At 70.9% G+C, this 12,200-nt stretch carries 14 protein-coding genes; 1 reads left to right on the forward strand and 13 read right to left on the reverse strand.

Annotated features, from left to right (window positions below; genetic code table 11):
- Positions 1-420 precede the first annotated feature (420 nt).
- Positions 421-1,434 carry an SMP-30/gluconolactonase/LRE family protein gene (locus tag RKD23_RS16400; RefSeq protein ID WP_424854331.1) on the forward strand — a complete coding sequence of 338 codons (1,014 nt, stop codon included), beginning with the start codon at positions 421-423 and terminating at the stop codon, positions 1,432-1,434.
- Here RKD23_RS16400 and RKD23_RS16405 read toward each other — a convergent pair.
- The 13 genes from RKD23_RS16405 to RKD23_RS16465 form a co-directional block, all read right to left on the reverse strand.
- The gene (locus RKD23_RS16405) at positions 1,371-2,648 is read right to left on the reverse strand and encodes a cation:proton antiporter (RefSeq protein WP_424854332.1); all 1,278 of its coding nucleotides are present in this window, start codon (positions 2,646-2,648) and stop codon (positions 1,371-1,373) included. The genes RKD23_RS16400 and RKD23_RS16405 overlap by 64 nt on opposite strands.
- 87 nt (positions 2,649-2,735) lie before the next feature.
- Positions 2,736-3,032, reverse strand: a complete 297-nt coding sequence (locus RKD23_RS16410; protein WP_404044070.1) for an antibiotic biosynthesis monooxygenase family protein — start codon at positions 3,030-3,032, stop codon at positions 2,736-2,738.
- A gap of 22 nt (positions 3,033-3,054) precedes the next feature.
- Entirely contained in the window at positions 3,055-3,897 is an 843-nt protein-coding gene (locus tag RKD23_RS16415) for an NAD(P)H-binding protein (protein WP_424854333.1), read from the reverse strand.
- A 50-nt stretch (positions 3,898-3,947) separates the two neighbouring features.
- Positions 3,948-4,892, reverse strand: coding sequence for an NADP-dependent oxidoreductase (locus tag RKD23_RS16420; RefSeq protein WP_424854334.1), 945 nt, complete (start codon positions 4,890-4,892; stop codon positions 3,948-3,950).
- Positions 4,893-4,966: 74 nt separating this feature from the next.
- Positions 4,967-5,482 (reverse strand): cupin domain-containing protein, encoded by a 516-nt coding sequence (locus RKD23_RS16425; RefSeq protein ID WP_424854335.1) that lies wholly within the window; start codon positions 5,480-5,482, stop codon positions 4,967-4,969.
- A 38-nt stretch (positions 5,483-5,520) separates the two neighbouring features.
- The gene (gene mdlC / locus RKD23_RS16430; protein ID WP_424854336.1) at positions 5,521-7,164 is read right to left on the reverse strand and encodes a benzoylformate decarboxylase; all 1,644 of its coding nucleotides are present in this window, start codon (positions 7,162-7,164) and stop codon (positions 5,521-5,523) included.
- Between the two features lie 64 nt (positions 7,165-7,228).
- Positions 7,229-8,470 carry an MFS transporter gene (locus RKD23_RS16435; RefSeq protein WP_424854337.1) on the reverse strand — a complete coding sequence of 414 codons (1,242 nt, stop codon included), beginning with the start codon at positions 8,468-8,470 and terminating at the stop codon, positions 7,229-7,231.
- A gap of 24 nt (positions 8,471-8,494) precedes the next feature.
- Positions 8,495-9,007, reverse strand: a complete 513-nt coding sequence (locus RKD23_RS16440; RefSeq protein ID WP_424854338.1) for a nuclear transport factor 2 family protein — start codon at positions 9,005-9,007, stop codon at positions 8,495-8,497.
- Between the two features lie 22 nt (positions 9,008-9,029).
- Positions 9,030-9,521 (reverse strand): nuclear transport factor 2 family protein, encoded by a 492-nt coding sequence (locus RKD23_RS16445; protein WP_424854339.1) that lies wholly within the window; start codon positions 9,519-9,521, stop codon positions 9,030-9,032.
- Positions 9,515-10,216, reverse strand: coding sequence for an SDR family NAD(P)-dependent oxidoreductase (locus tag RKD23_RS16450; RefSeq protein WP_424854340.1), 702 nt, complete (start codon positions 10,214-10,216; stop codon positions 9,515-9,517). The genes RKD23_RS16445 and RKD23_RS16450 overlap by 7 nt, the downstream gene beginning before the upstream one ends.
- 19 nt (positions 10,217-10,235) lie before the next feature.
- Positions 10,236-10,544, reverse strand: coding sequence for a muconolactone Delta-isomerase family protein (locus tag RKD23_RS16455; protein WP_404044087.1), 309 nt, complete (start codon positions 10,542-10,544; stop codon positions 10,236-10,238).
- A gap of 50 nt (positions 10,545-10,594) precedes the next feature.
- Entirely contained in the window at positions 10,595-11,629 is a 1,035-nt protein-coding gene (locus RKD23_RS16460; RefSeq protein ID WP_404044089.1) for an ankyrin repeat domain-containing protein, read from the reverse strand.
- Positions 11,629-12,075: a nuclear transport factor 2 family protein gene (locus RKD23_RS16465; RefSeq protein ID WP_404044091.1), complete on the reverse strand. Its 447-nt coding sequence runs from the start codon at positions 12,073-12,075 to the stop codon at positions 11,629-11,631. Before RKD23_RS16465 ends, RKD23_RS16460 begins: the two co-directional genes overlap by 1 nt.
- Positions 12,076-12,200 lie beyond the last annotated feature (125 nt).

Below are 12,200 nucleotides of genomic sequence, written 5' to 3' on the forward strand. Positions count from 1 at the left end.
CCGACGGGCCCCACGACGGCGGCCCCGGGACACGGCGGTGTCCCGGGGCCGCTTTTTGCTGTTCCTAGGGCTTCTTTTTACTGTCCTGAGAACCTCTTCCGCAGTGCCCCCGACCCGGTCTCCGGCACCCCCGGGCGTCCCTTCGCACGGCAAAAACCGGTGGACTAACCGGAATCGGGTCCACTACATACGAAAGTCGGCCTGTTCACCCGACGCATCCCGGCCATGCGCCCTTCACAGGTTCTCCCAGTTCACCCACCCCACCAGGACGAACTGCGTGTACAGGGCCGCTTTTCCCTCCCGACGGAGGGAGGCGTTCCAGCCATACGTTCCTCTCGCCGACCCGGCCGGAACTGACCGGCCCCTTTCGGCCAGACGCACATGCACTTTCCGTGCAGATCCGTGCAAGGAGGAACCTTCATGCGACTCACCCGCGCGCACCGCAGCCTCGCGGCCCTCGCCCTGGCCCTGTCCGGCCTCGTCGCCGCCGCGGCCGCCCCGTCGACGGCCCTGGAGCCGGAGACCGTCGAGACCCCGAAGAAGGTCGACGGTCCGCTCTACGTCCAGGACGCCATCAGCCTGCCCGGCACCGACGCCTACCCGGAGGGCATGTCCGTCGACTACCGCAACGGCGACACCTACATCACGTCCTTCGCGACCGGCGCCGTCTACAAGGCCCCGGCCGGCCAGACCCAGGCCCAGGTCTGGCTGCCCGGCGGCACCGACGGCCGCACGGAGGCGATGGGCATCGAGGCCGACAAGAACGGCCGCATCTGGGTCTGTGACAAGAACTACGTCACCCTCTACGACGCGGCCACCAAGGCCCGGCTCGCCCGCTTCGTCACCCCGACCCCGGGCCAGTCCGTCCTCAACGACCTGGAGATCACCCAGGACGGCACGGCGTACATAACCGACTCCAACCGGCAGAAGGTCTACAAGGTCACGCCGACCCAGCTCACCGAGGCGATCTCGTCCGGTGCCGACCGCACCCTGACGGTCGCCTTCGACCTCAACAGCCTGGTCGCGCCCCACGAGGAGGGGGCCATCACCCTCAACGGCATCGAGGCGGGCCAGTACAGCAACTGGCTGATCACCGTCGACATGATGACCGGCGACCTGTTCAACCTCAACATCGCCACCGGCAAGGCCACGAAGGTCCAGTTCGTGGGTGGGAGCCTGCTCTCCGCCGACGGTCTGATGATCGAGAAGAACAAGATGTGGGTCGCCCAGTTCGGCACCAACAAGATCAGCCGGCTGCTGCTGAACTCCGAGGGCACCTCAGCCCTGGTGGAGAGCGAGGCCACCGACGCCAGCCTGATGAAGCCCACCACCATCGTGCGCAAGGACGGCTCGATCCACGTCGTGCGCTCTCAGTTCGGGCTCGACCCGACGACGCTGCCCTTCACCGTCGGCCGGATCAGCAGCGGCATCTGATCCTCGGCGGGCAGCGGCCGCAGCCGGTCCACCAGCCGTAGCCCCGGCCCTGCCATCGCGGTCGTCGCCAACGCCACCACCGTCAGCGCGACCAGCAGACCCCGGTCGATCAGACCGGCGTCGAACCCGGCCGACAGCACCACGATCTCGGTGAGGCCACGGGCGTTCATCAGCACCCCCAGGCGCAGCCACTGCGCGGACGGCAGTCCGCGCACCACCCCCGCGCCCGCACAGCCCACGGCCTTCACCACCACGGCGACGGACAGCAGGACGGCCAGCAGGAGCGCGAAGTCGGCGTCCCAGGAGACCCCGCCCAGGTCGACCCGCTGCCCGAAGCCCAGGAAGAAGCAGGGCAGCAGGACCTGGTCCACCACCGTGTCCAGCCGCCCGGCGGCCAGGTCCTCCACCGGCCGGCGCCTGCCCCACACGAAGCCGAACACCACGGCCCCGAGCAGCTGGTGCAGCCCGGCGGCCGAGGAGGCCGCAGCGGCCAGCGCACACCCCGCGACCAGCACACCGGCGTCCGCAGGGGCGCTGGGGGCCTCGGCACCGCGCCACCGCAGCAGGGCCGCGCACAGCAGCAGCCCCGCGGCCACCAGCGCGATCCGGCCCGGGCCCAGCCGGCCCGCCGCGAACAGCGCCGCGGTCAGGACGACCCACACGGCCGCGTCCCCGGCGGCAGCAGCGGCCAACGAGATCCGGCCGGCCCTGCTGTCGGTCAGCCCCTCGTCCTGCAGCAGCCGTGCCAGCACCGGCACGGCCGTCACCCCGAGAGCCCCGCCCAGGAACAGGGCGAGCGCGACCGGGGTGGCGTGCTCTCCGGCGTACGGGGCGCACAGCGTCAGCGCGAGCGGCACCCCCGCGGCGAAGGGCAGCACGAACCCGGCCGCCCCGACCGCGAGAACGGTCCCCCGCTCCCCCGAGCCGCCCCCTTCGCCCCGCGCCAGCAGCCGCCCGATCCGCAGCGCCAGCAGCACCAGCCCGAGCTGCCCGAGCCCGTCGAGCAGCGGCAGCACGTCATCGCCGTAGAGCAGGGCGTGCGCGTCGGGGACGGCGAGTCCGAAGAGGGAGGGCCCGAGCAGTATTCCGGCGGTCAATTCGGCGAGCACGGCGGGCTGTTTGATGCGCCGGGCGAGAAGGCCGGCGGCACGAGTAACCAGCAACAAGCAGGCAAGGGCGAGCAGAAAACGACCGGAGAGGTCCACCTTCGTCACTCCCTCAATGCAAGGAAGGGGCGCGGGGAACTGCGCGAGCAACCACATACGGCCCGCACAGACCCCACGCCCCAGCCACTCACATGCTCAGCGCTCGACCTTTGCGTAACGCCCGGAGGAAACGGTCGACTTGTCGATGGCGGCGAGGAACTCCTGCGTCTCCGGCGCGGCGAAGAAGCCGCCCATCGTCGCGTCGGCCTCCTCCGGCGAGGCCCAGTGCACGATGACGAGGTACTCGCCGTCCTCGCTGAGCGTCACCTCACGGGAGACGAACCCGGGCCGCTTGGCCATGTACTCGTTCTCGACCTTCTCGTCGAGCTTGCCGAAGGCCTCCGGGTCCGTACCGGGTATCAGCTTGAAACGGACGGTCTCGACAGTGGTCATGCCACGTACCCCTTCTCGAAGTTCAACTCTGGCTCTGGAAGTTCTGCGCGTGCGCCCGGGCCCACTGCGCGAAGGTGCGCGGCTCACGCCCCAGCACCTCGCGCACACCCGGCCGCACGATCGAGTCGTCGAGCGTGCCCTCGGCGTAGTAGCGGAAGAACGCGTCGACGTACTCCTGCGGCATCGAGCCCTCCATCCCGGCCCGCGCCTCCTCGTCGGTCAGCCCGACGAAGGTGAGCGGCCGGCCGAGGACCTCGCCGAGGATGCGCACCCGGTCCGCGGGCAGCAGGGCCTCGGGCCCGCTGAGGGCGTGCGCCGCGCCGAAGTGGTCGGCGTCGAGCAGCACCCGCGCGGCCACGGCCGCGATGTCGTACGGGTCGACCATCGCGACCCGCACCCCGCCGAAGGCGTCCCGCACCTCGTCGCCCGCCGCCAACTGCCCCTGCCACTGGAAGGTGTTGGACATGAAGCCGCTCGGCCTCAGGATCGTCCAGGGCACATCCGCGGCCCGGACCGCCTCCTCGGAGCGGATCATGAAGCGGGAGATGGCGTTGTCCAGGTCGCCGTCGGGTGCGGCGATGCTGGACAGCAGGACCACATGCTTGACGCCGGCCGTGCCCAGCTCGGCGAGCACGCCCGGCATGTCCGCGTAGCCGGGCAGCAGGAAGACGCCCTCGACGCCCTCCAGGGCGGGCCTGAGGGACGCCGGGTCGTTCAGGTCGCCGACGGCCGCCTCGGCGCCCTCGGGCAGGGTGCCCGCCGCCGGTGCGCGGCGGGCCAGGGCCCGTACCGGGCGGCCCGTACGGGCGAGTTCGGCGACCAGTTCACCGCCGACGTGTCCGGTCGCTCCCGTCACCAGGATCATTCCGCCTCCTCCTTCAGTGCCATGGGGTGGTCATCCGTTCCCCGGGAGGGTCAGGACAGATCCAGGACGAGCCGGCCGCGCACATGCCCCTGCTCGCCGAGCGCGTGCGCCTCGGCCACCTCGCCGAGCGCGAACACCCGCTCCACATGAGGGCGCAACCGCCCCTCGGCCAGCAGCGGGGCGAGCCGGTCCAGGACGGGCGCGTCGGGGTGGACGTAGGTGAATCCGGCGCGCACCCCGTGCTCGTCGGCGGCCTGCCGATGCTGCGGACCTTCACCCTTGAGGGTGACAACGATGCCGCCGGGGCGTACGACGTCGAGCATGCGGAAGTACTCGGCGCCGCCCATCGGGTCGACCGCCAGGTCCACGTTCTTCACCTCGCGGACCATGTCGTGCGCGACGACGTCCTTCGCGCCCAGGGAGAGCACGAAGTCACGGTTGCGGGCCGAGGCCGTGCCGATGACCTCGGCGCCCGCGTCCGCGGCGAGCTGCACCACCAGGTGGCCGACGCCGCCGGCGGCCCCGGCGACCAGCACGCGCTGCCCCGCGGTGAGGCCGCCGTGCCGGAACACGGTCTGCCAGGCGGTGATGCCGGGCATCGGCACCGCGGCCGCCTCCACCATCGACAGTCCCTCGGGGACGGCGGCGAGCTCGTCCTCGGGGGCCACCGCGTACTCGGCGTACGCCCCGGCGAGGGCCGGGAAGCGGGGCATGCCGTAGACGGCGTCGCCGACGGCGAACCGGCCTGCGCCGGGGCCGGTGGCGGCCACGGTGCCGGCGATGTCCCAGCCGAGCACGGCCGGGAAGGCGTCGATGCCGACGCCCCGCCCGACACGGGTGGCCCAGTCGATGGCGTTGATCCCGGCCGCCGCCACCCGCACCAGGACCTCACCCGGGCCGGGCCGCGGCACGGGCAGGTCGGTCAGGCGCAGGGTGTCGGCGGCGGGACCGAGACGGTCGATGACGGCGGCGCGCATGGTTGTCGCTCTCTCCACGCTTTTCCAGCCTCTTTCCTTGGTCGTTCTTTTTCGCTGGTGCGCCGCCGTGCGGTCACCGACCCCGCTCGGTGTTACGGGGCCAGCGTCAGATCGTGGCGCGGCGCGAGGTCCACGATCATCTGCTTCTGTTCGGGCGTCAGCGGCGCCGGAGCCTCACCGGCCCGCGCCTCCTGGCCTATCTCCATGAAGAACTTCTCCAGGTAGGCCGGGGTGAACATGAACAGCATGTGCGCCGTCTGCAGACCGACGTTGCGGAAGCGGTGCCGGGTGCCGCGCGGCACGAACACGAAGTCCCCGGTGCCGGCGACGAAGGTCTTCTCGCCGTTGAGGAACTCGATCTGGCCGCTGAGGATGTAGAACGCCTCGTCGGCGCGGGGGTGGATGTGCGGGGGCGGGCCGCCGCCCGGCGGGACGGTGGCCTCGGCCAGCGTCAGGTTGCCGCCGGTGTTCTCCGAGATCGCCTTGAAGCTGTAGATCGCGTCGCCGAACCACACGGTCTTCACGCCCGTGCCCGCCGGACAGTGCACGACGGCACCCTCCGGGTGGTTGGCGGCCGGGGCGGAGCCCGGCTGCGCTGTGGTGGTCATGATCTCTCCCAACTACAGAGGTGTGTTGGTCGGTTCGCTCAGAGCCGGAACAGGCCCGGGTCCTCGGTCTTGACGTCGATCAGCACCGGGCCGTCGGCGGTCAGCGCGTCGCGCAGCGCCTCCTGCAGGCCGTCGGGCGAGTCGACGGTCTCGCCGCGCACACCGAAGCCGCGGGCGATCAGCGCCATGTCGACGTCGCTGAGGTCGTAGCCCGCCTCCCACGACTTCTGGTCCTGGAGGTAGTACTTCAGGGACAGGTAGCCGGAGTTGTCCGGGATGACGAAGGTGACCGGCAGGTTGTGCCGGGCCGCCGTCCACAGGGCGTGGATCGTGTACTGCGCGGAGCCCTCGCCGACCACGACGACGGCACGCCGGTCGGGGCGGGCCAGCGCGTAGCCGACGGCACCCGCGAAGGGGAAGCCGAGCGCACCGGAGGCCGTGGCGAAGTAGCCGTTGTCCTCGCCGAGCGGGATCTGCTCGTGGAAGTCGGCGCGGGCGATCGGCAGTTCCTCGAACAGCACCGCGTTGTCGGGCAGTTCCTTGGACAGCACGTGGAACAGGTACGCCTGCGTCAGCGGCGTCGACGGCTCCGGCACGGCGACCGGCTCGCGCACCGGCGCCAGCTCGACCCGCTCACGCTGCTCGACCAGCGGCACCAGGCCCTTGACGACGGCACCCGGCGGGGCGACGAAGCTGCGTCCGGCGAGGGTCGCGGCGGCGGCCTGCGGGTCGTCGGTGACGTGCAGGAAGTCCACGTCCGCGGTCAGCGTCGGCCGCGGCGACTTGTCGAGGTCGGCCGGGGCGGTGGAGAACAGGTCCCACGCGGTGAACAGCGTGAACGCCGGCCCGCCGAGGACGACGACCACGTCGTGCTGCGCGGACAGCCGCTCGTTGATCAGCTCGGGGATGGGCGGCAGCACACCCGCGAACAGCGGGTGGTTCTCCGGGAAGGCACCGCGCGCCCACACCGGCGCACCCCACACGCGTGCGTTCAGCTTCTCGGCGAGCGCGATCAGGTCCCCGCGGGCACCCTGCGCGTCCACCGGGCCGCCCGCGATCAGACCGGGCCGCTCGGCCCCGTTGAGCGCGGCGGCGATCTGCTCCAGCGCCGCCGGGTCCGGCACGACCGCCGACTCGACCTTGGCGATGCGCAGCGGCTCCGGGTCGGCCGGGCGTACCCAGTCGTCCTCGGGCACGGCCACGAACACCGGGCCCTGCGGGGTCTGCTTGGCAATCTGGTAGGCCTGCGCGATGGTCGCCGGCACGTCCTGCGGCCGCGCGGGCTCGGCCGCCCACTTGATGTACGGCTTGGGCAGCTGGGTGGAGTCCTTGGCGATCAGGAACGGCTCGCCGAGGAGCATCTTGCGGGCCTGCTGGCCGCCGAGGATCACCATCGGCGTCTTCGCGGAGGCCGCGGTGTAGACGCTGCCCATGGCGTTGGCCAGACCCGGCCCGCCGTTGATGATGACCAGCGCGGGCTCGCCGGTGGCCTGCGCATACCCGTCGGCCATGCCGACGACGGCCTTCTCCTCCAGGCCCAGGACGAACTTGAAGTCCCCCTCCAGCCAGTTCTCGAACAGCTTCATCTCGCTGTGGCTGGGGTTGCTGAAGACCGTGGTCAGCCCTAACTGCTTCAGCACGTCCAGCGTGGCGTCACGTACGGTCCGCCCGGTTTCGGTCACGGGGTTTCACTCTCCTGAGAATGGTTGGTACGGAACTTGTGGGGGGCGTTCTAGGCGGGACGCGTCAGCCGGTGGCGGTGACCGGCGCCTTCTGGGCGGCTCCGGAGGCGGCGACCTCGCTGGGGGTGCCGGGCACCTTGAGGAACCTGGTGCCGAACACGGCCGGCAGGGCGATCACGGCGACGATCAGAGCGGTGAGCGGCACGTTGCGCACCTCGAAGGTGTCCAGGGCCCAGCCGCCCACGGCCGCTCCCAGCGCGACACCGACGTTGGTCGCGGAGGCACCCAGCGTCGCCGCGAGGTCACCGCCCTCACCGGCCAGCGAGATGACCCGCAGCTGGTACGCCGGTGTGACACCGAAGCCGACGATGCCCCAGCCGGCCAGCGCGATGGCGACCAGCACCGGGTTGCCCCGGAACAGATACAGCCCGGCCAGCGCCACGATCAGCACGACGTTGCCGATGAACAGCGTCGCCGAGGCGTTGATGTCGGCGAAGCGGCCGCCGGCGATCGTGCCGATCGCGCTGAACACACCGAAGATCAGCAGGAACGCGGACACCGCCCCGCTGCTCACCCCGGTGACGTCCTCCAGGAACGGCGCGAGATAGGTGAACGCGATGAACTGCGCGCCCATCAGCAGCACACCGGAGGCGAGCATCGCCAGCACCCGCGGGTGGAAGGCGTGCCGGGCCTGGGCCGCGAGACCGCCCGAGCCGGAGCCGTGCACGACCGACGGCACGAACGCCATCATCGCGGCCAGCGCCAGCACACCGAGCACGGCGACACCGGCGAACGTGGCCTCCCAGCCGAGGTTCTGGCCCAGCAGGGTGCCCAGCGGCACACCGACGACCGTGGAGACGGAGATACCGCCGAAGACCAGGCCGACGGCCTGTCCGCGGTGCTCCGGCGCGACCAGGCCGGTGCCGACCGCCGTGGCGGCGCCCAGGAACAGGCCGTGGATCGCGCCGCACAGCACCCGCGCGGCCACCAGGAGCCCGAACACCCCAGCGAACACGGCCACCAGGTTGCCCGCGATGAACACAGCCATGGCCAGCCACAGCAGGGATCGGCGCGACATGCGGATGGTCGCGGCGGTCACCACCGGGCCGCCGAGGGAGACGCCTAGGGCGTACGCGGTGACCAGCAGGCCCGCGGTGCTCACGGAGACACCGAGGTCGTCCGCGATCAGTTCCAGGACGCCGACGATGACCAGTTCGGCGGTGCCGATGACGAAGGCACCCAGACCGAGCGAGGCCAGCGCGAGCCGGTTAGGGCTGCCGGATGCCGTCGTGGTGGGGGTACTCATGGTGGACCTCTCCTGTCGGGCGGGTCAGGCGTACTGCAGGTCGAGCTTCGTGATGAGGCCGTCGCGGGAGGTGAACTCGTAGTTGGCCTCGAAGCCGCCGTCGCCGCCGGGGGCGAAGCGGACGAGGAGCGTGGTGCCGTCGGACTTGGGCGTGTTCTTCAGCACCGTGAGCTTGCCGCCGATGACCTCGTTGTCCGCCCAGTCGCGGATCTCGTCGTGGCCCGTGAACTCGCGGCCGACGTCGGTGAGTTCGGCGTCGGGGTGGAAGGCGGCCACGAGCGCGTCCAGGTCCTCCGCGGCGACCGCGTCGACGTACTTCTGGGCCGCCGGGTCGATCCCGCCGGGGTTCTCGCTGCTCGCCACGTCGTCCGTTTCCTTCGTGTCGCTCGGTTCGTTCGTCGCGCCGGCACCGGAGTCCTGGGGCGCCGAGACACTGGTGGTGGGCCCGTCGGCGGCGGTGTCGTCCTCGCCGTCGGAGCAGGCCGTCAGCAGGACGGTGGCGGCCAGGGCCAGGGGGACGTATATGCGATGTCGCACGGCAGTCCTTCTTTCTTCGGGCTCAGGCGTACGCCATGGACACCCGGGCGATCCGGTCGTCGTCCACGTCGAACAGGTAGGTGGCCCGGAAGCCCACGAGCGGGCCCTCCGGGTCGAAGCGCAGCAGCACGCTGGAGGTGCCGTCGCTCTCCGGGGTGTTCCTCAGCACGGTCAACCGGCCGCCGATCACCTCGTCGCTCGCCCAGGCACGGATCTCCTCGTGCCCACGGAACTCGCGTCCGGTGTCGGTGACGACCGCGTCGGGGGCGAAGGTGCCGACCAGTGCCTCGACATCCTTGTCGTCGACCGCGCTGACGTATCCGCGCACCGCGGGGTGCAGCGAGGCCAGCGCCTCGGCGTCGTGCTCCTCGGGGGTGTCGCGTACCGCCTCCTTGGCGGCGGCCCGCACATAGTCGCTGGTGAAGGCGAGGGCCACGCCCAGCACCAGCACCGCCGACAGGGCGTACGCGACGATCCGCCGCCTGCTCGGGCGGCGTGCGGCCAGAGTCACCATGCGATCCTCCTGCGGTGGCGGAAGAACCCGCCGGTGGGTCCGTCGTCCGGCAGCCGGGCGAGCCAGACGGCCGTGTCGGCGCCTTTCTCCACACTGGTGGGCGCCCATGCGCCGCCCATGTCGGTGCGCACCCAGCCGGGACACACGGCGTTGACCTTCACCCCGTGCCCGGCCGCCGCGGACACCACCAGCGTCAGCGCGTTCAGCGCCGCCTTGGAGATGCCGTACGCGGCCGGGGAGGGCACGTTGTCGGTCATGGCGCCGAGCCCGGAGGACACGTTGACCACGCGGCCCCAGCCGCGCCGGGTCATCGCCGGTACGAACACCTGGCTGGTGTGGAAGGCGCCCATCAGGTTGACGTCGAGGGCTTCACGGAAGGTGTCCTCGGTCAGTGAGAAGAACGAGTCCGTCGGGTAGACGCCGGCGTTGTTGACGAGGATGTCGATCTCGACGCCGTCGGCGACCAGCCGGGTCGCGCAGTCCGTGACGCTCGCCCGGCTGGTGACGTCGAGCTGTTCCACCCGGAGCCGGCCGTCGGCGCTCTTGAGGCCGCGGGCCGCCGACCGGCCGCGCGCCTCGTCGCGTGCGGCCAGGACGACGTCGTGCCCGGCCTGCAGCAGTTGCCGGCAGATCTCCAGGCCGATGCCCCGGTTGCCGCCGGTGACGAGTGCGGTGCGGGTCCTTGACCGGCTCACGTGCGTCAGTCCTCTCGGCTCAGACCTTGTAGCGCTTCTTGACGTCCTCGGCGAAGCCCAGGTAGTCGCGCAGCGGCCAGACCTTCTCGAACTCCAGGTAGTCGCGCATGGGCAGCCGGCCGAGCGCGGTGCGGTCCAGCTCCTCGGCGTCGGGCGAGTCGATGATGGCTATGACGCGCTTCTGCGCGGCGACCTTCCAGATGCCCACGCAGAACCCGGAGTCGAGGGTCTCCTGCGCGTGCTCGGCCTCTTCCTGCTCGAGCTCCCAGAGCTCGTCGAGGGTCATGCGGCCCTCGTGGATCCACTTCATCTGGACGTAGAAGAGCATGGACGACTCCCGTCGTACGAAAGGGGGTTGGGGGCGGCGTTCGGTGCGGCTCAGCCGGCCGAGCGGGCGCGGATCAGCTCGGTCAGGGCGTGGCCCTCGCCGAAGACCTCCACGGCCAGGTCGAGCGGCGTCTTGCCGTCGTGGGCGACGTGGGTCAGGTCGGCGCCCGCCTCGACGAGGATGCGGGAGCAGTCCTCGTAGCCGTGCCACAGGCTGTCGTGCAGGGGCGTGTAGCCGTTGGTGGCGCCGACCCAGTTGAGGTCGATGCCGTCCTGGCGGACCAGGTCGGCGGTGATGTCCGCGTGGCCGTTGTAGACGGCCTTGTGCAGCGGGACCGCACCGAAGGTCGGCTCGACGGCGTTGACGTCGGCGCCCGCGGCGAGCAGCAACCGCACGATCTCGGTGTGGCCGTCGCGGGAGGCGACCAGCAGGGGGGTGTGGCTGTCGTTGAAGCCGCCCACGTTGGGGTAGCGCTCGTCGACCTCGGCGCCGTCGTCGAGGAGCTTGCGCACCCGGTCGGTGTCGCCCTCGGCGGTGGCGGCCATCAGCTCCTGGCGGGCGATCGCGGCCTCGTCGGCGCCGCGCCGGGCCTTGAGGTGCTGCTCGGCCTGGAGCAGCTTGTCCTTGCCGAAGGTGTTCACGTTCAGCTCGTACTGGAAGTGCTGCTCCAGCGAGAAGCCGTAGTGGGTGTAGATGTTCAGCGAGGTGCCCTGGGCGAGCAGGTACTCGGCGATGTCCGGGAACTTGTACCAGAGGGCGTCCATCAGCGCGGTGTGGCCGGTGGTCGTGGCGATGGCGTCGACGAACGCGCCGGCCTCGACGAGCTGGCGCACCACGTCGAGGCTGCCGCCCTGGCAGGCCTTGTGCAGCGCGGTGGCGCCGGCCCGGGGGTCGGTGGTGAGGACGTCGGCGCCGGCGCCGATCAGGACCCGCACGGTGGCGGGGTCGGCCTGGCCGGACGCGATCATCAGCGCGGTCAGCCCGGAGGAGTTCTCGCGGGTGTCGGGGTTGGCGCCCGAGGCGAGCAGGCGCTCGACGACGGGGGTCTGGCGGCCGCGGACGGCCTTGATCAGTTCGGCGCTCATCAGGCGGCCACCTCATCGGGCTTGTCCCCGCGCAGGGCGCGGATGATCTCGGAGGGGTCGGTGTAGGACTTCCAGCGCACGATCTTTCCGTCGCGGACCGTGAGGGACTGGATGAATTCGATGTGGAATTCGACGCCCGTCTCCTTGACGACGGAGACCTCGTCGATGACACCGAAAGCCTGGTCCCCGTCGGCGACGAGGTTGATCAGCCGCTCGGATTTCACGTCGACGGCACCGGTGAAGATCTGCAGGGTGCCGAGGACGGCCTCACGGCCGTGGACCGTGCCGATCCACTTCATGTCGTCGTTGTAGCCGGGAACGATCGTGTAGTTGATCCACTCGACGTTCTCGTCCAGTGTGTTGAGCGCGGTCTCGAAATCACCGGAGGTAAGCGCCTCGAACCACGTCCGGGCGACTTTCCTGGTCTCTTCGGTGAGGTTGCTCATGGGGTCTCCTCGACAAGGTGGAGAGAGTGCCGAATGGTCGCGCAGGCATTCACCGGAAAATCATTCGCGGGCCGCTCGACCTGCGGCAAGAAAGGGAAGGTTGACTTCCTGACTTTCGGCTCCCG

The organism is Streptomyces sp. SAI-170 (assembly GCF_049739565.1).
Lineage (GTDB): Bacteria > Actinomycetota > Actinomycetes > Streptomycetales > Streptomycetaceae > Streptomyces.

Excerpts from the sequence above, each read along its gene's own strand:
- RKD23_RS16400 (WP_424854331.1), top strand. The coding sequence starts at position 421 with ATGCGACTCACCCGCGCGCACCGCAGCCTCGCGGCCCTCGCCCTGGCC.
- RKD23_RS16410 (WP_404044070.1), bottom strand. The coding sequence starts at position 3,032 with ATGACCACTGTCGAGACCGTCCGTTTCAAGCTGATACCCGGTACGGAC.
- RKD23_RS16415 (WP_424854333.1), bottom strand. The coding sequence starts at position 3,897 with ATGATCCTGGTGACGGGAGCGACCGGACACGTCGGCGGTGAACTGGTC.
- RKD23_RS16425 (WP_424854335.1), bottom strand. The coding sequence starts at position 5,482 with ATGACCACCACAGCGCAGCCGGGCTCCGCCCCGGCCGCCAACCACCCG.
- RKD23_RS16435 (WP_424854337.1), bottom strand. The coding sequence starts at position 8,470 with ATGAGTACCCCCACCACGACGGCATCCGGCAGCCCTAACCGGCTCGCG.
- RKD23_RS16445 (WP_424854339.1), bottom strand. The coding sequence starts at position 9,521 with ATGGTGACTCTGGCCGCACGCCGCCCGAGCAGGCGGCGGATCGTCGCG.
- RKD23_RS16455 (WP_404044087.1), bottom strand. The coding sequence starts at position 10,544 with ATGCTCTTCTACGTCCAGATGAAGTGGATCCACGAGGGCCGCATGACC.
- RKD23_RS16460 (WP_404044089.1), bottom strand. The coding sequence starts at position 11,629 with ATGAGCGCCGAACTGATCAAGGCCGTCCGCGGCCGCCAGACCCCCGTC.
- RKD23_RS16465 (WP_404044091.1), bottom strand. The coding sequence starts at position 12,075 with ATGAGCAACCTCACCGAAGAGACCAGGAAAGTCGCCCGGACGTGGTTC.